Here is a 19,992-nt window from a genome sequence, read left to right on the forward strand (position 1 = left end):
TCCCTGAACCTAGTCGGCCAGGATTTTGTACAGTGCACGGCGGGTCTCATCCAACTTTTCGATGGCAGCCGCACGCTGTTCTTCTGTGACGCCGCTGCGGAATTGGTGAATGACGCCCATCAACTTGCCGATGCTCTGGTGGAACTCCCGGTCTGAGCTGTCCGGACCGGCGTTCCACGCATTTTCCATCTCCTCGGCATGCTCTGCCACGTAGGCCCTGCCGGCGTCGGTAAGCGCAAACTCCGTGCCGCGGCCTTCGCTCAGCGCGGTAATCAGGTCCTCGTCCACGAGCTGCTGCAGGGTGGGGTAGATGGATCCGGGACTGGGCCGCCAGGCTCCGTCCGTCTTTTCGGCAATGGTCTTGATCAACCCGTAACCGTTCGAGGGTGCTTCGGCCAGGAGCGACAGGATGGCGGCGCGCACATCCCCGCGGCTGGCCCGCCGGGAGCCACGTCCGAAACCGGGACCAAAGCCGGGCCCGAATCCCGGACCAAAACCAGGCCCAAAGCCAGGACCGAACCCGCCGCCGCGGTGTCCGTGCGGGCCCCTCCGGCCCCGGCCCCGCTCAAACCGGCCCCTTGCAAATTCCGGCCCGGGAAATTTTTCGTCAGAAATGCCTTTCATGGTGGCATCGTCCTTTCAATCTTTACGCTGACTTCTTCAGCGATAGTTAACGATATGTCGTTAACTATCGCTGAATCAAGCAATTTTCGTGACCATATCCTGACCTGCCGGGCTCTGGCCCGCCTTGATATAGGGGCGTATCCTCGATTCACACCTCCGAGTTCGAGGGCTGATGAATGGCGAAGAAGCGGAAGCGCAAGCGCGGTCCCGGACGCGCCCTGGGACAACTCCTGGGGTTCCTTGCCGCGAGTATCATGTGCGGGATCCTGGTTGCCAGCCTGGTGGCCCCTGCCCTGGCAGCGGCCAAGTTTGGGGTTAGCAACTCCGTCGGATTTTTTGAAGGCCTGCCCGCGGAGCTGACCGTGGAGCCGCCGTCGCAATCCACCAAAGTCCTGACCTCCGACGGCCAAACCATCGCCACGTTCTACGCCGAGAACCGCGTCAGGGTACCGCTGGATCAGATGTCCCCGTATATCAAGGACGCGGTCATCGCAATCGAGGACAGCCGGTTCTATGACCACGCCGGCGTCGACCCGCAGGGGATCGTGCGGGCCTTGGTCTCGAATGTGACCAAGGGTGACAGGCAGGGCGCCTCCACCATCACCCAGCAATACGTTACGAATGTCATCAACGAGGCGCGGCTTTCGCAGGACCGGCCGGACGAGGTGATCCTCAGCGGGCAAAAGGACCTTGGCGACAAACTGCGGGAGATGAAACTCGCCCTCGCCCTGGAAAAGGAGTTCAGCAAGGAGCAGATCCTCGAGGGCTATCTGAACATCGTGTTCTTCAACAGCGACGCCTACGGTGTTGAGGCTGCTGCACGCTACTTCTTCAGCACCACGGCCAAGGACCTCAACCTGCCCCAGGCCGCCCTGCTGGCGGGGCTCGTGAACAGCCCCACGTTCTACAACCCGGCGCTCAACCCGGACAACTCAATGGTGCGGCGCAACCAGGTGCTTGGCGAGATGCTCCGCCTCGGCAAGATCACGCAGGCCGAACACGATGAAGCAGTGGCCACCCCGATCGAGCTCAAGATCAGCCCGGAGCGGCAGGGCTGCGCCAATGCCACGATGGCCCCGTACTTCTGCGACTACATCTCGCATCTCATCCTGAACAACCCGGCGTACGGGCCGAACGAGACGGAACGGCAGCGCAAGCTGTACCGCGGCGGGCTCACCATCGTGACCACGCTGGACAGCAGGCTCCAGGCGGCGGCGCAGGCCCAGGTGGACGGGACTGCGGGACCCAACCCGGACCGGTGGGGTGCGGCACTGGTGACGGTGCAGCCAGGAACCGGGAAGATTCTGGCGATGGCACAGAACACCGTGTTCCTTGCGGAGCCGGGCAAGTTCGATACCCATTTGAACTTCAATGTTGATGCCAAGGACCCGCAGGGCAACAACCTCAACGGCGCCGGCGGGTTCCAGACCGGTTCCACCATGAAGCCCTTCACGTTCGCTCAGTGGCTGAACGAGGGCAAGCCCTTGACCGCGGAAGTGGACGCATCACGCCGCGTCTACCCGTTGGGGTTCCCGTGGAGGTCGAGCTGCGGCAAGGTGTTGGGCGCCTACAGCACCGCGCAGAACAATCCTGAACTGGGTGCCGCCGATGACCTGCAGAACGCCGAGGAGGGCTTCTACCGGAAGATGGCCATCAACTACGGCCTGTACAACTCCATCAACACGGCTACCTTCGCTTCGGCCACTCAACTGGACTTCTGCGGCATCCAGAAGATGGTGGACGCCGTAGGACTGCACAACGGGCTGGACGGCTCCCCCATCAACATGCACCAATTGGGCAACCTGCTCGGTGCCACCAACGTCGCTCCGCTGCATATGGCGAACGCTTTTGCCACCTTCGCCAATGACGGCCGCTACTGCACCCCCGTTGCGCTCCTTGAGGTCACTGAAGCCTCGGGCGGAAAGCTTCCGGCTCAGCCTGTCGAGTGCAGGGATGCCGTAAAGCCGGACGTTGCCCGAGGCGTGAACAACGTGCTGCAGGACGTGCTTGTGAGGGGCTCCGGCTTCTGGATCAACCCCAAAGTCCATGACAAGGTGCCCACGGCTGCCAAAACCGGCACGTCCAACAACAACGGTGCAACCTGGATCGTCGGCTATACCAGTGGACTTGCCACTGCCTCCTTCTTCGGGGACCCACTTGAGAGCCAAAAGCGCCCCGGCCAGAACGTCACCATCAACGGGACGTTCTACCCCCGGCTCGACGGCTACATGATCGCAGGACCACAATGGGCCAACTACATGCTGAAGGTGGCACCTCTCTACCCGGCCGGTCCGTTCCCGCCGCCTCCCCCATCGATGGTGGGCCCCAACCCGTCACCGAGCCCTAGCCCGAAGCCCTGACGGCTGCAGCCGCCGAGCGACGGCTTGGCGTGGCGGCACTACCCTGAAGGCCCCGCCCTGCCCAGCACGTGAACGGTGTGCTTCATTGCCTCCTGGCACCGAACCGGTTCCCGGTCTGGGTTATGGACGGTACGACGGCGGATGGCCGGCTTCGTTCCAGCTCCCGCCTGCGTGCCGGGCACCGCTTTTCGATCGGCCGACTCTGGCGGCAGCGGCGCCTGATGGTGAGGAGTCTCGGGCAGAGGGGCCACATCCCGTAAAGTCCCTGGCAGTGGGGGCGCGGTGGACTGATAGGTGTGGCCTGTTGGTGTCCGGGTTTCGACGGTGTGGCGACCCCCGGGGATGGGTTTGGCGGTCCAGCCGGGGTTTTCCTTGGTGTGGTTGCAGGCTTCGCAGAGCCCCTGGCCGCTGATAATGCTGGTTGGTCCGTCGTTGTGCCAGGGGATGATGTGGTCGTCATGCCTAATGGGCGCGTCGCAGTAGGGGGTCCGGCATGTGTCGTCCCGAATTTGGAGGAACCGGCGGAGCCCGGGCGGGAAGAACCTGGCCTTTGAGTCCATCGCGACCAGCTCGCCGGTGCCGGGTGCTGTGTAGAGCATGCGGAGCCAGACGGACAATTCATGCTGATGGGGAGAACCAACATCAGTGCCAGAACTGACACCAGATTCAGTGCCGGAGCCAGAACCAGCGTCCGGGGCGGCCATCCCCGTTGAACCGGTGCCGGTTGTCCTGTTCAGGATGGTTTCGCGTGCCCATTGCGCGGGGACGGTGCCGTAGCCGGCGAGTCGAGCGGGTTCGCTGTCGCCCTGGAAGAGGGTGCGGTCGGTCACGACCAGCTGGATGTCGATCCCGCTGATCCCGCCCGGGGTGCCGGTGACCCGTTCGACCAGGGAATCGGCCATAATCTGGCCCCTGGAACGCTCATCACCGGAGGCCCGCAAGGAATCGGCGTGCCGGGTGAGGGAAGCGTACGCGGCCACCCCCTCGGCAACCGGCAGCAGCGCGGTCAGGTAGGTCATGGTGTCCGGCGCCGGACGAAGGCTCACATTGCGTTCGGTCACAGCACGGTTGGCCCGCCGCGCCACAGACTGGGGATCCTTCCGATAGGCCGCGGCCCGGACAGCGGCAATGATGGCCCGGTCACCTGCCCCGTCAAGGGTGCCGGTGTCCACGGCAAGCTCTTCGTCCACCGCCTGCCGGTCCTCTACCGGCAGGCAGGCTGTTTCCCGCACGACCAGCATGGCGCGCCATTCATTCAACTGCCCGTTCTGCAGCGCGGCGAATGTTCGCGGCATCTCGGTGACCAGGGCTTTGCCCAGGCCCAGCAGCCTCCCTCCGCGCGACGGTGACTCGCGCCGCGCCAACGCCACTTGGGCACCAACCCCGGCGCCCAGCTCCTCGGCAGGAACCCCGGCCGCAGCCTGGACCCGGCGCTGGAACAGGTCAAAGGCAACAGCAATGTCAGCCTGCTTCGCAGCCGCGGCAGACTTCAAATCCTCAAGCTCCCGCAGCTGATCAATCATGCCGGCACCATCAGCACAAACCCGCACCGCATCCAGGGCCTCCCGGACGGCGGCAACCGACGGAACAGCCGCCTGGGCATCCCTGACACCAGCGACCGAGGGCACAGCCGCCAGGGCCTCCCGGACATCAGCGACCGACGGCACAGCCGCCAGGGCTTCCCCGACAGCGACGCCCAGCGGGACGTCGGCCATAGCTTCCAAAACAGTGTCGGCCGACCGGACATCAGCAACCAACGACTCAGCAGAAGCAGCCGGCACACAGGGAATGCCCGCCCCGCTCACCCCTGCCAATGCACCAACCGCTTCCATAAACAAAGTCTTCCAGCAGGGTGTGACAATTGCCGGGAGCCAAAGTTCCTATGTGGAAAACCGGGGCAAGGCCCTGTTCCCTCTGCCACAATAAGCGGCGTGAAGACCCTCGAAACGGAGCGGCTGATCCTCCGCCAGTGGGAGCCGGAGGACGCGGACTTCGTGCTGGATCTTTACTCGCGCTGGGAGGTGCAGCGCTTCATCGGCAACCCGCCGCAGGTCATGACGAACCGGGCCCAGGCCGAGGAACGCATCCGCGCGTGGCGGGACATGGGTCATCCGGTGCACGCCGTGTGGGCGGTCCAGCTCAAAGCCGGCGGACAACTCTCCGGCACCCTGCTCCTGAAGTCCATCCCGGCGTCGGGCAGGTTACCTTTACAGCCATCCGGGGACACGGAAATCGGCTGGCACTTCCGTCCCGCCTTTTGGGGACGCGGTTATGCAACGGAGGCCGCGGCAGCAGTTCTCGCCTACGCCATGGACAGCGGCCTTTCCAAGGTTGTGGCCGTGACGGCGCCGGCCAACACGGCCTCGCAAAAGGTGTGCATCCGGATCGGGCTGGTCCACCAGGGACAGACAGGGCGCTATTACAACGCGCTCTGCGAGCTGTTTGAGCTGGCCGGAAACCCCTGAAAGAACGCTCCTAAAGCACGCGGACGACGGCGGGAAGCGGCGCCGTCGTACAGCTCCTAGCCGGTCCCTTTCCACAGCCGTTGCCACCACGAGCGCGGCGCTTCCGGAGGCTCCGGCGCCGCCTCAACTGCCCGCGCCGCCCGGCGCTGGTGCCAGCGCTTCACTTCATCCTCGACATCCCGGGTTTTGGTGATGACCGGCGGGCCGCCCTGGAGCTGTCGCCGGGCGTCGATGACACGTCTGTTGAAGTCCACCAGGAGGTCCCGGACCTGCTGCTCCGTGTACTGACGATCGAGCTTTGCATCCAGCTCTGCATCCTCGGTGCGCAGGAGGATTGCGGGCGGACCCAGGCCGCTGATGTTCTCCCTCTGGAGGAGGCCTTTGACCCACCAGTCGGGATCGTACGACTCCCCCAGCCCCGGAATCGGCTTGCCGGCGTATTTCAGGTTGTCGAACTTCCCCTGCGCCATGGCATCCCGGACCAGGTATTCGGCCCTGGCGGCGTCACTCACCTTCCGACGCTTCTCCCGCTCCTTCTCATCCAGGGCGTCGAGGGCGGCTTCCTCCTCCGCGCTGATTCCCGCCCCGCGGTAGGACCGGACCTCCGCGGCCCGCTCCAGCCGCTTCCGGAAATCCCCCGTCCCGCTGCCCATCCGTGCCACCGCCTTACTTCGGTTAGTGCCTTCCTTCAAGTATTTCGAAGCCTTCCGCAGGGTTCAACGCCTGCCTGCACATACGTGGGAAAGCGCTTCCCGAACTATGCAATACTCTCTCCTATGCCCAACCCCGCACCTGCGTCCCACACCCTCCGCGCCAGGCATCAAGCGTGGGATTCCCCGCTCACCTCGCCGGCCATGAGCAACACGCTGGACCGCCACGAAAGGTTCCGTGTCACCAACCGCTACGTGGAGATCGGTGGAAAACCGGGGATTCCGGTGTCCGGTGAACTCCATTTCAGCAGGGTGCCCCGGGAGCGGTGGGAAGAGCGGCTGCGGCTGATGAAGGCCGGCGGAATCACTGTGGTGGCTTCCTACATCTTCTGGATCCACCACGAGCGCACGGAGGGCAAGGTCAGTTTCGACGGCGGCCTGGACGTTGCTGCGTTCGTCCGGCTGTGCGCGGAGGCAGGGCTGGACGTGGTGCTGCGGGTGGGCCCGTGGTGCCATGGCGAGGTCCGCAACGGCGGCTTCCCGGACTGGGTGCAGGCGGCCCGGGTGAAGCACCGCACCAAAGATGCCGCCTACCTGGAGCTGGTGAAGCGCTGGTTCGGATACCTGGGGCAGGAGCTGGACGGGTTGATGGGCCCCGGCAGCAACGTGATCGGCATCCAACTGGAGAACGAACTGTACGACCAGCCCGCGCACATCACCGAGCTCAAGAAGCTTGCACGGAATGCCGGCCTGTCCGCCCCCGTCTGGACCGCAACGGCGTGGGGTGGCGCCGAGCTTCCCGACGGCGAGGTCCTGCCGCTTTTCGGCGGTTACGGTGACGGGTTCTGGGTGGACGCCGACGCCCCATGGGATCCGACGTTCCGCGAACATTTCTTCTTCAGCCACGTCTGGGACGACCCCGGCATCGGCGCGGACCTTCGGGAGCAGTTCGGGACCGGAAGCGGGATGAGTGCGCCGCGCACGCCGTCGGCCCTGTTCCCGCCTGCAACCTGCGAGCTCGCCGGCGGCATGGCCACTGCCTACCAGCGCCGACCGTGGCCGCAGGGGCTTGACGTGGCAGCGGTGGCGCACAACAAGATCGGCAACGGCTCGGCGTGGCAGGGCTACTACATGTTTGCCGGCGGCATGAACCCGGCCGACGGGCTGCAGGAGTCGCAGGCCACGGGGTACCCGAATGACCTCCCCCGGTTCGATTACGACTTCCATGCACCGATCGGAGCATCAGGCCGCCTCGCACCCAGCTTCGCGGCCCTCCGGAAACAGCACGCATTCCTGGCGGCCTTCGGCGACCGCCTTGCAGAGATGCCGTCCACCCTGCCGGAGGTGCTGCCGGCGGGCATCGACGACGCCGGCACGCTTCGATGGGCGGTGCGCAGCAACGGGTCCGCGGGCTTCGTCTTCATCACGTGGCATCAGCCGCACATCCCGCTCGGCACCTTCCGCGGCACGCAGTTTGAGGTAACGCTCGACGGCGGTCCAGTCACCTTTCCCGAGGTCCCTGTCGACGTGCCGGCGGGAACCATCGCCCACTGGCCGATAAACCTTAAGGTGGGAGGTGTGACCCTTGAATGGGCCACAGCGTCCCCCTTGACAGTGCTGGAAGCCGCGCCGGGCGCTGTGCCAACCTTGGTCCTGGCGGCCGAGAGCGGCATCCCCGTGGAGCTCCGTTTCGCACCGGGCACCGAGGTCAGTGGGCCGGCCATCTCCGCACCGGGCCGCACCCAACGCCTCACCGTCAGCGAAGCCGTGGTGCTGGCGGCGCAGTCAGGGGACGGTGCACTCGATGTCCTTCTCCTCCCGGCCGGGCTCGCGGATCAGGCCTGGGTCCTGGACACCCGCCACGGCCGCGACCTGGTGTTCTCCGCGGACCCGCTGTGGCTGGACGGCGACGGCCTGCTGGCTGGAAGATCACAGGGAGAACGGGCGGTGGACCGCTACAACCCAAGGACGCGGTCGTTCACACCCGTGGACATCCGGCCGACGGGCACTCACCAGCGCGAACGCAGCATCGACGTCCGGCTGGTGCGCCCTGCCCGCCCGGTTCCAGCGTCCTATGGAGAGGCGGCCAATCGGGCCGCCGCTCCTGAACCCGCGGTGATCGACGGGCTGGCGCAGACGTACAGCCTGGACCTGCCGTCCGGGGCATTCGCCCAGGCCCACGCAGAGCTTGAGATCCACTGGGCCGGCGATGTTGCCCGCATCCTGGTGGACGGTGTGGCCGTGGCGGACCGGTTCTGGGACGGCTCGCCCTGGCTCCTCAACGCCGCAGACTGCGGCATCCTGCCCGGCGCCGACGTGGTTTTGCAGATCCTCCCGCTGTCCCCACTGGCCAAGGTGGGGCTGCCGGCGGAAGCACAACAGCGGAGGGAGGCCGCGCCCGGTGACCTCCTGGCCTTGGACGCGGTCCGGCTGACCACGTGGACCGGGTGGCAGGAGAAGGCAAGGTACAGCGTCGCCTAAGCTGGCACTGTCCCGGACAGGGTTGGCAGTTTCCCGGGTACGTACGGGCCGTCGAAGAGGAGAAGTCCATGGATGCGAGCGGGTCAGGGGAGCGCACGGAGACCTTCACCTGGACCGATCCGCGGGTATCGCTGGAACACCTGCCGCGGATGTCCGGCCTGGAGTTCCTGACCGGGATGCGGGACGGCAGCATCCCGCGCCCGCCCATGGCTGCCCTTATGAACCTGAATTTGGTGGACGTAGCGTCCGGCCGGGTGGAGTTCGAGTGCCGGCCCGCCGAGGCGCACTACAACCCGCTGGGTGTGGTGCACGGCGGCCTGGCCTGCACTCTCCTGGATACCGTGGTGGGCTGCGCCGCCCACAGCACGCTGGCCCCCGGGTTCGGCTACACCTCCATTGACCTCTCGGTCAGCTACCTCCGCCCCATCACCCTCAATCACGCCATCCTGCGGGCGGAGGGATCGGTGGTGAAGACGGGATCGCGGGTCATCTTCGCGGAAGGGCGCATCATGGGGCCAACCGGCGAACTCCTGGCCACCGCCACGAGTTCCCTGCTGGTTTTTGCCGTGGCGGCGCCGAAGGAATAGCGGCAGCAGAGGCATAGGCACCAAAGGAACAGCGCACCAAAGGACAGCGAACGACGGCGGGAGGTCCCGCCGTCGTTCGCTGTCCTTATGGTGTGGCCGGCAGCCTCAGGCGTTGGCGTGTTCGGCGAGGATGGCGTCGATCTGGCCGACGGCCTCTTTCATGCCTTCTTCCATGCCCATCTGGACCATCTGTTCCATCTGCCCCTCGGATTCGAAGGTGGAGAGGATGGTCATCCTGGTGCGGTCGCCTGTGCCTTCGAGGTTGACGGAGGCGTGTGTGGTTCCCATGGAATCCACGGGCTGGCCGTTGTCATCGGCAAATCCATCGTCAAACGCCAGCCTCTTGGGGCCTTCGACAGTGCTGAAGCGCCACCAGCCACGGGCTTTTTCGCCCTCCGGACCGGTCATGTAGTAGCTGGCCTTCCCGCCCGGCCGGAAGTCGAATTCCTCGAAGGTGGCCGGCCAGGTGGGCGGGCCCCACCAGCGTTCCAGCTGCCGCGGGTCTTCCCAAAGGCGCCAGACACGCTGGATGTCCGCGTCGAACTCGGCAATGAGTGTGAAGCTGAGTGCCTCAAGATTCTTGGTGGAACTGATAACCGACATTGCAGAACCCTTCCTTATCCTTCAGCCAGAATGTCCGCGATCCGGTCAACACGCTGCCGCCAGATCGCCTCGTACTCATCGAGCAGCCGGCGGGCTTTCTGCAGGCCTTCATGGTTACCCCGCACAATCTGCTCCCTTCCGCGTTTCTCCTTGGTGACCAGGGATGCGCGCTCCAACACCGCGACGTGCTTTTGAACCGCGGCGAAACTCATGGCGTAGAGGGCTGCGAGGCCGGAGACCGAGTATTCGCCGCCCGTTACGCGCCGCACAATGTCCCGGCGGGTGGAATCGGCGAACGCCTGGAAGAGGCGGTCAAGTTCGGTTTCGCGGAGCTGATCTACAACCATTTGGTTGTACGATAGTCCTCGCGGAAGCGGGAGTCAATGGGTACGTTGAAGCCCATGAGCATTTTCCTTGCCGGCGCCGGGCCGGACCATCTGGCCTTTCCCGACGTGTTTGACCGGTTCGCTCAGGAGGTGTCCCACGCTGCGCGGACGGAACCTGCCCGGATCGCCGTGGTGGTCCATGACCGGGGCGGCAACCCGGAAAGCCGCCTGGCCGAATACGCGGAACCACTGCGCACCCGGCTGGCCTGCAACGTGGTACCGGTCCTGCTCGGCCAGGACGGACCGGCCGAGCCCGCACTCTTCGACTGCGTGGACGCGGTGGTGGTGGGCGGCGGACTGACGCCCGCCTACATGCAGGGCCTGAACGCCGCGGCGGCCTCTATCTCGCGTCGGGTGGCAAGCGGTGCCCCCTACCTCGGTTTTTCCGCCGGGGCCATGGTCGCTCCGGGAAGGGCCCTTATTGGCGGGTACCGCGTGGACGGAACCGAAGTATGCGGCGAGGAGTGCTCGGAGGGGTTGGACCACCTCGACATCCGGACCGGCCTGCGGCTGGCCCCGTTCACGGTGGATGTCCACGCCGCCCAGGCAGGAACGCTGAGCCGGGCCGTCGCTGCCGTTGCGGCGGGGCTGGTGGACAGGGCCGTCGCCATCGACGAAAACACCGCCCTCGTCCTGCCCTCTGCAGGGGCCGAAGATTTCGAGGTGATGGGAACCGGGAACTGCTGGGATATCCGGAGCGCGGCAACCGGCGAGGCAGCATCCGTCACCGTCTCTGTCCTGCGCGCCACCTGACCCCCGGCGGCTCGCCGGCTGCCGCTACGCGTCGAAGTGCGTCTGGACGCCGCCGCCCGTCAGTTGTTCGATCAGCTCCCGGGCAACGTCACGCAGCTTCCGGTTGCGGTTGCTGGAGACCTTGGTGAGGATTTCCATGGCTTCCGCCTGCGAACAGCGGTTCTGGGCCATGATCACGCCGCAGGCCAGGTTGATGGCGGTCCGGCTTTCGAGTGCCGCTTCCAGGTCGTCCGCCCGGTTCTGGGCAGTATTGATCCGGACGGAAAGGTGCAGGGTATTGTGGGCGGCGGCGGCGAATCCCAGAGCTTTGTCATAGACGTCAGCGGTGAAAGCCCGGGGCTTGGTGGCGAAAAAGTTGAGCGCGGCGCTGGCGTCACTGCTGATCTCCAGCGGCACCCCCAGGGAACTGTGCACGTTCCGCTCGGCGAGCGCCCGGTTATAGTCAGGCCAGCGTGGATCCTTGGCGACGTCGTCGATCATCACCGGTGACATCTCGCGCAACGCCTTAACGCAGGGGCCATCACCGAGGCTCTGCTCGATGTGGTCAAGCTCCACCGCCCGTTCGCTGCTGCCCGCAGCTGTGGCTGGCCTGCGTTTCAGCTTGAGGGTGACCGCACATTCGATCCGGTCATCGGCCGCTTCCGAAACAGCCGCGGAGGCCATTCCTGACAGCCCGGCCAGGAAGCCCACGATGCTCTCCGCGCCCACCAGGATCTCCTGCAGCTGATGTACGGACTCGTTATCCGCTGAACTCGACATGGGGCCATCTTACTGTTGTGCCAGTACAGACGGGGCGGGTATGGGAAAACACGGTGGCATATGCTGGGGAGATGGCGCAGCACCTACCCCTTGACGAGCTCAGCACCGTTATTGCTCGGATTCAGGGACTGCTGCTGACGGAGGAGAAGGTGGCCACCGCAGTCCGTCTGCTGGCCCAGGCGGCGAAGGAGTCTGTGCCCGGAACCATCGGAACTGGTGTTTCCCTCCTCAATCCCCGCGGCCGCCGCACCAGCAGCGGCTACACCGACGGGATTGTGGAACAGGCCGACGCCGCGCAGTACGGACGCGGCGAGGGCCCGTGCCTCTCCGCGTGGGCCTCGGAGAGGCCGGTGCTGGTTGAAGACGTCCAGTCCGACCAGCGGTGGCCCGAGTGGCGGAATGCGGTCAGGCTGCTGCCCATCCGTTCTGTGGTAAGTGCTCCGCTGCTGGCCGGCAAGGAAGCCATCGGCGCCCTGAAACTGTATGTGGCAACCCCTAATACCTACGATGCCTCCAGCGTGAACTTGCTCCAACTCTTCGCTGCCCCGGCTGCAACGCTGCTCTCGCACGTCCAGGCAAGTGAGGCCCCGAAGAAGATGACGGAAGGCCTGCAGTCATCGCTGCATAGCAGGGACGTGGTGAACCGCGCCTGCGGCGTCCTGATGGAACGGCTGGGTGTTCCGCATACAGCCGCGCTGCAGCAGCTGATGAAGCAGGCCAGGGAAGAGCGCACCACCTTGCAGAACGTCAGCGAATCCGTTCTGGCCGGGACGCCGGCGTCCGGGGACTAGGCGGCGCCCATGGGTTTTGATCCAAACGAACCGGAACAACGGCGCCGGCTCCGCGCAGCAATACGGGCCGCAGACATCACCGTGTCCGAGCTCTGGCTGAAGTACTTCAGTATGGCCGGAGACGCCGGCGAGTATGAAGTGGAGGCATATCTTCAGGGGCTTCTCTCGCTGCCGCCGGTCCAGCGTGACCTGCTGGCCCTCTCCGCCAACGAACTGATCGATGAACTCCCCCGGCCGCGGGCTCCATACTCCGACGATTTCAACTCTGAACCCGGGGTTTCCGAAAGCCGGGACGAGCGCAGTGGCGGGAGCGCCGACGGACGTACCGCCGGGCCGGACGAATAAATCCGCGCTGCCCGTGGGGGCTTCCTCCTGCCGTATCCGAAACCCCCTCAGGGGCGTAGTGTCGGAAGTAGGAAATTTCGGGATAGCAACAGGATCCGGAGGTTGAATACAGGGGCCGGAACGCAACGAGCGCAGGGGCCGACAGCCAGGGTGACAGCATGGCGCAACTAGGGATCGAGGCCTCATGGCCGGCAGCGATGCACTGGCTACCTCCGAGGAATATCAGGACCTGCTGCTCGAAAGCGCAGAGTTTTCCGACTTCCTCCTGGGCCTCGCCACCATGTCCGCGTCATTGCTGGGCGCGGACACCCGTCCGGTGCTCTGCACCATCACGGTAGAGCGCAATGGCACTCCGTTTACGGTGTCCAGCAGCAGCGACCTGGGCCGGCGGCTGGACGAGAGGCAGTATGCGGCCGACGCCGGGCCTTGCCTCACAGCCGTCCGGCAGCAGCGCGCGGTGCTGGTTGAGGACATGGCCACCGACCAGCGGTGGGGCACGTGTGCGCAGGCCGCGCTGGATGAGGGCGTGAAGTCGATGCTTGCCGTGCCCATCCGTGCTGACGGTTCTTCCCGCGCAGCTTTGAACTGCTACGCCCGGACCGCACACACCTTTGACGAAGAAACCGGCAGCCTCCTGAAAGCCCATGCGGCGTCGATGTCCCGCATCCTCCGCCTGGCCCTTCGGCTGCACGCGCCGCAGGCCTATCCGGAACACCTCCACAGCGCACTGAAATCCCGTGCCGTCGTTGACGCGGCCATTGCCCTCATCATGCTCCAGCACCGCGGCGGACGGGACGGTGCGCTGGAGCTGCTCCAGCTCGCCGCCGTGTCAAGCAACCGCAGGATCCAGCAAATTGCGACCGACATTGTTGACGGAGGCAGCTTCTCCGCGGCCCGGCTGGATGGAGGGTAGGAATGTATTCTGAGGGGACCGGAGGACCTGAACAACTGAATGACGCCGCGGAACAGCGGCGGGGAGCAGCGCAACGTTTCCGGGACACGGAGCTCCCGCTGGTCAAGCTATGGACGTACTACTACGGGATCGGCGGGGACATCGATGAGGTGTCCCTGGACGCGTACCTCAATGAGGCGCTGGACCTCCCGGCCGCGCAGGTTGGGCTCATCACCACGGCGATGACCGAAATGACGGAAGGTGATACGGAGTGAAGGACCACCACGTCTCACCTGAGGGGTCACAAGCCGCAGACTCTTCGGCGGACACGGACCTGGCCCTGCAGGAAATGGTCCTGCAGAGCCGTGACATCCGGGATTTCCTGGGTGAGCTGGCCGTCCTGGCTGCGTCCCGGCTGTCCGTTCCCGGCAACCGCATCCACGGTGGCGTCACCGTGCTTCGGCACAAGCGGCCGGAAGCGTTTGCGTCCAGCGACGCCGTGGCGCACGCCCTTGACGAAATTCAAAACGGATTCGGAGACGGCCCGTGCCTTACCGCCCTCAGGAGCAAAGCCACCGTACTGGTGCCTGACCTCACCGCCGAGCGGCGATGGGCGCCGTACGTCCGGGCGGCTGGGGGAAAAGGGGTGTCATCAATCCTTGCCGTGCCACTGGACCTTGCCGGGGAAGCCGAGGCGGTGCTTAACCTGTATTCCGGCTGCAGCCACGGTTTCTCCGGTGACGACATCGCCACCGTGGAGGCCTTCGCTCACCAGGCGGCAAGCTCGCTGCGGCTGGTCCTGCGCATCACCCAGCTCAGCGAGGCCAGGAATGATCTGGCCGCGGCAATGCAGTCGCGCACCGTTATTGACATGGCCGTGGGCTCCATCATGGCTGAGAACAGGTGCAACCGGGACACGGCGTTCGCCATCCTGACCAAGGCGTCCAGCACGCGCAACACCAAGCTCCGCGACGTGGCGGCATCCGTGATCGCGTCCATCTCCGGGGAGAAACAGGTTTCCACCCACTTCGACGTCTGACTGCTAGGAATTCGGAGGTGTGACCGGCACACCGTTGGCCCCGGAACCTGCTTTCCCCAAACTCCAATAGCCCCGGAATTCCGAGGATTTCGGATCCACGCCGGCAGCCACCAGGCAGCGGCGAAGGGTCCTGACCGTCCCGGCTTCAGCGCCCACCCACGCATACGTGGAGCGCCACCCTCCGTTGCGTTCGACGACGGCGTGGACCGCCTGCTCCAGGCGGAGGCCGCGTGGTGCCGCGCCGCCGTCGCGGTCCAGCCAGGTGATCCGTACGCCGCTGCGCGTGGCCAGGGGAAGGACGTCCGCGGCTTCGGGGACTTCCAGGAAAGCGTGCCCACCGATGTGGGGCGGAAGTGCTTCGAGGATGGAACTGATGGCGGGGACCGCCGTTTCGTCACCGGCCAGGAGGACGTGCTCGGCGCTGCCCGGCTTCCAGTTGATGCCTGCTTCGGGCAAAGGCGTGGCGGGGGTTACCGCAGCGGCGTCCGGGCCCACAAACCACGCCCGGCAACCGGCCTCCGCCTCCTGCGCCCACCGCGATCCCGGCCCTGCATGGTCGCGGGGTCCCTGATGCAGCACAAAGTCGATATCGAGTTCCGGACCCGCAGGCGCATGCCGCAGGGCCCGGACGGTGTAGCTGCGGATGGAGCCGCGGCCGGGTTGCTCCTGCCGGAGCCAGTCCTGGTACCACCCCGCCTGCAGGAGTCCGCTGGGCGAGCCCGGCGGTTGGAGGTCATGGCCGGGGATGGGCAGCAGCAGCTTGATGCGGAGGTCCAGGGTAGGTCCGGGCACCCCGAACGCCTGCAGCGCCGGACCGGTGAACGTGATGCGGCGGAAGTGCGGGCTCAGGTCCCGCACTTCCGCCACCACGGCCTCGAACACCCGCACGGGGTGCCGGGAAACGAGGGTTGCGGCAGCCATCAGGGGCATTACGGCAGCTGCGGATCCACGCCGTAGTGCTTGGCCAGGTCAGTGATCACAGCGTGGGCGCCCTGAATACTGACCGAAGCCAGGAACGTGGCGTCGTCAACATTGATGACCTCGCCCTGGAGCCGCTCCCACAACGGGTTCGACTGGAACGCTTCCTGCTGCGCGCGGGCCTTGTCACCTTCGGCTCCGGCCGGGGTGAAGGCGCTGACCATCACCAGTCCGGCGTCGCCCTGGAGGATCTGCTCGGCGGACAGCGGTACGAAGATCTCCTTCTCGCTGTCCGGCTGGTCCTTGGGGCGCGGAATGTTCATGTCCGCCATGATCTCGCCAATGAAGGAGTTCGAGGAGTAGAGCCTGGCAGTATCGCCGCCGGTGAAACGGATGAGGGAGTAGGTTGCGTCCGGCTTCTTGGCCAGGATCTCGGCTCCTACCTTCGCGGCGCGGTCCTCGTAGGCCTTGACCAGTTCCTCGGCCTTGGCCTTCTTGCCCAGCGCCTCGCCCAGGAAAACGACGTTTTCCTTCCAGGTGGGTCCGGTGCTCACGGAGAAAATGGTGGGCGCGATCTTGGACAGCTGCGCGTACAGCGCCTCGTGGCGGACCTTCGCCGACACGATCAGGTCCGGCTGCAGTTCCAGGATCTTTTCCAGGTTGGGCTCGGCCAGGGTGCCGACGTTCACCGAATCCTTGGTGGCATCGGCTACATCGCCGAGGTAAGGGGCGAACGGAGCGTTGGGGTCCTGCCGGTACTGCACGTAACCCACCAGGTCAGCCTCGAGCAGCAGGGCGGCATCGATGTAGCTGGGGTCCAGCGCAACAACGCGCTTGGGGACCGTTTCGATGCTGGTTGAACCCATGGTGTGTTCCATGGTCAGCGGAAATCCTGCTGCTTCGGGAGCGGCGGAAGTGGTGTCACTGGTGGTGGCGGCCGGGGAGCCGCAGGCCGCGGTGGCCAGGAGAACCAGGCCGGCGGCAGCAGCGGTGAGCTGCTGGACAATGCGAATTTTCACGGGGAATGCCTTCACAAACGATGCGGGGATGCGACGCATTAGGTAAGGCTTACCTGCGCCTGCCGTAGACTGTAGCAGGATTTGCCGGATTAGCTCACAAACCCGTGACGTAATAGAAAGTCCCATGTGAAAACCCTGAACGCAGAGCCGGGGCCGGGCGTGGCCCGGACGGATCCGGCGGTGACCGCTGCGCCGGCACCACGGCGGAGGGCGCCGCGGAACCGCACGGTTTGGCTGCTCGTATCGGCCCTGGCACTGTTTGCCGCCTGCGTGCTCAGCATCTGTATCGGAGGGCAGCCGTCTTCGCTCCAGGAGGCCTGGCACGCGGTGTTCACCCCCACGGGCGACGCCATGGACGTGACCGTCCGCGAGCTGCGTTGGCCCCGCACAGTCCTGGGAATCTGCGCCGGGATCTGCCTGGGCCTGGCAGGAACCCTGGTGCAGGGCCATACCCGGAACCCGGTAGCGGACCCCGGCCTGCTCGGCATCAATCAGGGCGCGGCGCTGGCTATCGTGGCTGCCACCGCCCTGGCCGGCGACCTTCCCGCCCTGACCCAGGCGGCGCTGGCCTTCGCCGGGGCACTCGTTGCCAGTGTCCTGGTGTTCATGATCGGATCGGCAGCCCGGTACGGCGCCACCCCGGTCACACTGGTCCTGGCTGGAGCGGCGGTGACCGCTTTGTGCTCAGGGCTCGTGGCAGGAATTGTCCTCCTCAATGACCAGGCCCTGGACACCCTGCGGTTCTGGCAGGTGGGTTCGCTGGCGGGACGGACCGGGGTCCTGCAGCTGGTCTGGCCCTTCATCGCGGCCGGCGTGCTGCTGGCCCTCCTCAACATCCGGGCCTTGAACGCCCTTGCGCTCGGCTCGGACACCGCAGTATCCCTGGGCATCTCGGTGCTGCGGGCGCGGGCCGTTGGCATCGGCGCTGTCACGCTCCTGGCAGGAACCGCTGTAACCCTGGCAGGCCCCATCGCCTTCGCCGGACTGCTGGTCCCGCACATCACCCGTGCCATCACCGGGCCGGACTACCGCTGGCTGGTGCCGCTCTCGCTCTTTACCGGGGCAACCGTTGTGCTCCTCGCCGATACCGCCGGCCGCCTTATTGCCCGGCCCGGGGAACTATCCGTCGCCGTGGTTCTGGCAGTGGTGGGAGCACCCTTTTTCGTTTACCTCGCCCGGCGCCGGAGGCTGGCAACGCTATGACAGTTCTCCAGAAAACCCGGCTGCAGGCCAGCCCGAGTGCCACAAAAATCAGGGCGCTGCGCATCGGCCCGGTATCCATCCGGCTCAACGTCCGCGTGATGGTGATGGCCTCGCTGCTGATCCTGGCAACGCTGGCGGCCATGGCCCTGCACGTCGCTTTCGGCGGCACCCCCATGGCCTACCCGGACGTCCTCAGGGCGCTGCTGGGCGACGAGTCCAATACGAGGATCCACCTGGCCGTCACGGAGTTCCGCGCACCCAGGATGGTGGCCGCCGTCGTGGTCGGTGCTTCGCTGGCGGCCGCCGGCGCCATCACCCAGACCGTGGCACGCAATCCCCTGGCAAGCCCGGACCTGCTGGGGGTGACGGCAGGCGCGTCACTGGGGGCTGTCAGCGTGCTGGTGATTGCCGGCGGGGGCCACGCGGGACTCAGCGGCCTCGCGGCGACCGTGGGCATGCCTGCCGCGGCGTTCACCGCGGGCATCCTCAGCGGCGTTGCCGTGTACCTGCTGTCCTACCGCCGGGGCCTGGACAGCTACCGGCTGGTGCTGGCCGGCCTGGGCATCTCCGGACTCGCTGCAAGCCTGACCACCTGGATCCTCACCCTGGGCGACGTAACCAGCGCGGCCCAGGCGCTGACCTGGATGATGGGCTCACTGAACGGAAAAGACTGGGAGACCGTGCAGCCCATGGCGCTCAGCGCTGCCGTGCTGCTCCTTGCCGCCATGGCCACCGGACGGTGGCTGCTGCTGACCAGCCTGGGCGAGGACACCGCCGTCGGGCTTGGCACCCGGATAGGTGCCGTCCGCCTGATAGTCCTGGCGCTCGCCGTCCTCCTGGCGTCCGTGGCCACGGTGACTGCTGGTCCAGTGGCGTTCGTTGCGCTGGCCAGCCCGCGGATTGCCCGGGCCCTGACCTCCACGGTGATTCCCTCCGTGGGAGTATCCGCGCTGGTGGGCGCGATTTTCGTGCTGCTGGCCGACACCCTGTCCGCCAATGCCCTGGCTGCCCCCTTGCCGGTAGGCGTGGCCACGGCCGTGCTGGGGGCACCGTTCCTGATCCACCTGATCCTCAAATACCAGCGGAGGCTGAGTTGAACACGTCCTTGGAGCAGCACGAGGGCCTCCGGGCCCAGGACCTCAGCCTTGGCTACGACGGCGGCAACATCATCAGCGGCCTCTCGCTGACCATTCCCAATGCCCGGGTAACGTCGATCATCGGGCCCAACGGATGCGGAAAGTCCACGCTGCTGAGGGGCCTGGGCCGGCTGCTCAGCCCCAGGTCCGGCGAGGTATTCCTCGACGGCGCACCCCTGCGCCAGCATTCCACCCGCCATATCGCCACCCGCATCAGCGTGCTGCCGCAGACGCCCACGGCGCCGTCGGGACTCACGGTGGCGGACCTCGTTTCGCGGGGCCGGCACCCGCGGCAGAAGTGGTACCAGCAGTTTTCCGCCTCCGACGAATCGGTGGTGGAGTCCGCACTGGAAGCCACAGACATCCTGGACCTCGCCGATACGCCCCTGGAGGACCTCTCCGGCGGGCAGCGCCAGCGGGCCTGGATTTCCATGACGCTGGCCCAGGAGACGGGAATCCTGCTGCTGGATGAACCCACCACCTACCTGGACCTGGCGCACCAGGTAGACGTGCTGGAGCTCGTCCGCCGGCTGAACCGCGAACACCACCGGACCGTGGTGATGGTGCTCCACGACATCTCGCTCGCGGCCCGGTACTCGGACCACATCGTGGCCATGAAGGACGGTGCCATCGTGGCGCAGGGCACCCCGGCCAAGGTCATCACCTCCGAGCGGCTGCTGGATGTGTTTGGCCTGGACGCCCACGTGGTGCCGGAACCCACGGAGGGCCGCCCGCACGTCATCCCGCTGGGAACAGTAGGGGCCCCGGCGGCCGACGCCGTGTCCCTGGTCACACGTGATGAGGTTCACTCGCAATAAAAGGCGATTTGGTTGAGAGTGCCGTTTCGGTTTGTGCACCATGGAAGGGCAGGGCGGGAGCACTTCCAGCCCTGTCCATCCTGGTGACGCAATGAGGCCCACCGGTGTGCCCTGGGGGCCGCCGACGCCGCAGGGCGTAAGCAGGCCATTTCCCCGGCCCGGC

At 66.1% G+C, this 19,992-nt stretch carries 21 protein-coding genes; 13 read left to right on the top strand and 8 right to left on the bottom strand.

What is annotated here, in order from left to right:
* Window positions 1-9 precede the first annotated feature (9 nt).
* Complete coding sequence (locus tag ACZ9BC_RS08745) at window positions 10-624, bottom strand: PadR family transcriptional regulator (protein ID WP_079598815.1); 615 nt, start codon at window positions 622-624, stop codon at window positions 10-12.
* 176 nt (window positions 625-800) lie between these two features.
* Between ACZ9BC_RS08745 and ACZ9BC_RS08750 the strand changes: the two genes are divergently transcribed.
* The gene (locus ACZ9BC_RS08750) at window positions 801-2,984 is read left to right on the top strand and encodes a transglycosylase domain-containing protein (protein ID WP_476245577.1); all 2,184 of its coding nucleotides are present in this window, start codon (window positions 801-803) and stop codon (window positions 2,982-2,984) included.
* A 38-nt stretch (window positions 2,985-3,022) separates the two neighbouring features.
* On the opposite strand, the gene ACZ9BC_RS08755 is transcribed toward ACZ9BC_RS08750, so the two are convergent.
* Window positions 3,023-4,507 carry an HNH endonuclease gene (locus ACZ9BC_RS08755; protein WP_476245978.1) on the bottom strand — a complete coding sequence of 495 codons (1,485 nt, stop codon included), beginning with the start codon at window positions 4,505-4,507 and terminating at the stop codon, window positions 3,023-3,025.
* Between the two features lie 408 nt (window positions 4,508-4,915).
* Here ACZ9BC_RS08755 and ACZ9BC_RS08760 point away from each other — a divergent pair, with 408 nt between their 5' ends.
* Window positions 4,916-5,449, top strand: coding sequence for a GNAT family N-acetyltransferase (locus ACZ9BC_RS08760; RefSeq protein WP_476245578.1), 534 nt, complete (start codon window positions 4,916-4,918; stop codon window positions 5,447-5,449).
* 56 nt (window positions 5,450-5,505) lie between these two features.
* Here the strand turns inward: ACZ9BC_RS08760 and ACZ9BC_RS08765 are convergent, their stop codons facing one another.
* Window positions 5,506-6,102: a DnaJ family domain-containing protein gene (locus ACZ9BC_RS08765; RefSeq protein ID WP_476245579.1), complete on the bottom strand. Its 597-nt coding sequence runs from the start codon at window positions 6,100-6,102 to the stop codon at window positions 5,506-5,508.
* Between the two features lie 123 nt (window positions 6,103-6,225).
* Here ACZ9BC_RS08765 and ACZ9BC_RS08770 point away from each other — a divergent pair, with 123 nt between their 5' ends.
* Window positions 6,226-8,580 carry a beta-galactosidase gene (locus tag ACZ9BC_RS08770; RefSeq protein ID WP_476245580.1) on the top strand — a complete coding sequence of 785 codons (2,355 nt, stop codon included), beginning with the start codon at window positions 6,226-6,228 and terminating at the stop codon, window positions 8,578-8,580.
* A 68-nt stretch (window positions 8,581-8,648) separates the two neighbouring features.
* Window positions 8,649-9,167: a PaaI family thioesterase gene (locus ACZ9BC_RS08775; protein WP_476245581.1), complete on the top strand. Its 519-nt coding sequence runs from the start codon at window positions 8,649-8,651 to the stop codon at window positions 9,165-9,167.
* Window positions 9,168-9,272: 105 nt separating this feature from the next.
* On the opposite strand, the gene ACZ9BC_RS08780 is transcribed toward ACZ9BC_RS08775, so the two are convergent.
* Together ACZ9BC_RS08780 and ACZ9BC_RS08785 are read right to left on the bottom strand one after the other, a co-directional pair.
* Window positions 9,273-9,770 carry an SRPBCC family protein gene (locus ACZ9BC_RS08780; RefSeq protein ID WP_476245582.1) on the bottom strand — a complete coding sequence of 166 codons (498 nt, stop codon included), beginning with the start codon at window positions 9,768-9,770 and terminating at the stop codon, window positions 9,273-9,275.
* 14 nt (window positions 9,771-9,784) lie between these two features.
* Window positions 9,785-10,117: an ArsR/SmtB family transcription factor gene (locus ACZ9BC_RS08785; RefSeq protein WP_476245583.1), complete on the bottom strand. Its 333-nt coding sequence runs from the start codon at window positions 10,115-10,117 to the stop codon at window positions 9,785-9,787.
* A 54-nt stretch (window positions 10,118-10,171) separates the two neighbouring features.
* Between ACZ9BC_RS08785 and ACZ9BC_RS08790 the strand changes: the two genes are divergently transcribed.
* On the top strand, window positions 10,172-10,909 hold the full coding sequence (locus tag ACZ9BC_RS08790) for a Type 1 glutamine amidotransferase-like domain-containing protein (protein WP_476245584.1): 738 nt from the start codon (window positions 10,172-10,174) through the stop codon (window positions 10,907-10,909).
* 24 nt (window positions 10,910-10,933) lie between these two features.
* Here the strand turns inward: ACZ9BC_RS08790 and ACZ9BC_RS08795 are convergent, their stop codons facing one another.
* On the bottom strand, window positions 10,934-11,668 hold the full coding sequence (locus ACZ9BC_RS08795; RefSeq protein WP_476245585.1) for a GAF and ANTAR domain-containing protein: 735 nt from the start codon (window positions 11,666-11,668) through the stop codon (window positions 10,934-10,936).
* A gap of 71 nt (window positions 11,669-11,739) precedes the next feature.
* Between ACZ9BC_RS08795 and ACZ9BC_RS08800 the strand changes: the two genes are divergently transcribed.
* The 5 genes from ACZ9BC_RS08800 to ACZ9BC_RS08820 all read left to right on the top strand — a co-directional run bounded on the left by ACZ9BC_RS08800 (window position 11,740) and on the right by ACZ9BC_RS08820 (window position 14,735).
* Window positions 11,740-12,459, top strand: coding sequence for a GAF and ANTAR domain-containing protein (locus ACZ9BC_RS08800; RefSeq protein WP_476245586.1), 720 nt, complete (start codon window positions 11,740-11,742; stop codon window positions 12,457-12,459).
* Between the two features lie 9 nt (window positions 12,460-12,468).
* Complete coding sequence (locus ACZ9BC_RS08805; RefSeq protein WP_476245587.1) at window positions 12,469-12,804, top strand: hypothetical protein; 336 nt, start codon at window positions 12,469-12,471, stop codon at window positions 12,802-12,804.
* Window positions 12,805-12,988: 184 nt separating this feature from the next.
* Window positions 12,989-13,717 carry a GAF and ANTAR domain-containing protein gene (locus tag ACZ9BC_RS08810; protein WP_476245588.1) on the top strand — a complete coding sequence of 243 codons (729 nt, stop codon included), beginning with the start codon at window positions 12,989-12,991 and terminating at the stop codon, window positions 13,715-13,717.
* 2 nt (window positions 13,718-13,719) lie between these two features.
* Window positions 13,720-13,971, top strand: coding sequence for a hypothetical protein (locus tag ACZ9BC_RS08815; protein ID WP_476245589.1), 252 nt, complete (start codon window positions 13,720-13,722; stop codon window positions 13,969-13,971).
* Window positions 13,968-14,735, top strand: a complete 768-nt coding sequence (locus tag ACZ9BC_RS08820) for a GAF and ANTAR domain-containing protein (protein ID WP_476245590.1) — start codon at window positions 13,968-13,970, stop codon at window positions 14,733-14,735. The genes ACZ9BC_RS08815 and ACZ9BC_RS08820 overlap by 4 nt, the downstream gene beginning before the upstream one ends.
* A 3-nt stretch (window positions 14,736-14,738) precedes the next feature.
* Here the strand turns inward: ACZ9BC_RS08820 and ACZ9BC_RS08825 are convergent, their stop codons facing one another.
* A complete protein-coding gene (locus ACZ9BC_RS08825; protein ID WP_476245591.1) occupies window positions 14,739-15,656 on the bottom strand; it encodes a siderophore-interacting protein in 918 nt (305 codons plus the stop codon).
* A gap of 8 nt (window positions 15,657-15,664) precedes the next feature.
* The gene (locus tag ACZ9BC_RS08830) at window positions 15,665-16,672 is read right to left on the bottom strand and encodes an ABC transporter substrate-binding protein (protein ID WP_476245592.1); all 1,008 of its coding nucleotides are present in this window, start codon (window positions 16,670-16,672) and stop codon (window positions 15,665-15,667) included.
* A 126-nt stretch (window positions 16,673-16,798) separates the two neighbouring features.
* Between ACZ9BC_RS08830 and ACZ9BC_RS08835 the strand changes: the two genes are divergently transcribed.
* The 3 genes from ACZ9BC_RS08835 to ACZ9BC_RS08845 are packed head-to-tail and all read left to right on the top strand — an operon-like array spanning window position 16,799 to window position 19,829.
* A complete protein-coding gene (locus tag ACZ9BC_RS08835; protein WP_476245593.1) occupies window positions 16,799-17,875 on the top strand; it encodes a FecCD family ABC transporter permease in 1,077 nt (358 codons plus the stop codon).
* Entirely contained in the window at window positions 17,872-18,972 is a 1,101-nt protein-coding gene (locus ACZ9BC_RS08840; protein WP_476245594.1) for a FecCD family ABC transporter permease, read from the top strand. Before ACZ9BC_RS08835 ends, ACZ9BC_RS08840 begins: the two co-directional genes overlap by 4 nt.
* Window positions 18,969-19,829: an ABC transporter ATP-binding protein gene (locus ACZ9BC_RS08845; protein WP_476245595.1), complete on the top strand. Its 861-nt coding sequence runs from the start codon at window positions 18,969-18,971 to the stop codon at window positions 19,827-19,829. Before ACZ9BC_RS08840 ends, ACZ9BC_RS08845 begins: the two co-directional genes overlap by 4 nt.
* The last annotated feature ends 163 nt before the right edge of the window (window positions 19,830-19,992 follow it).

The organism is Pseudarthrobacter sp. TE3704, from assembly GCF_056279405.1.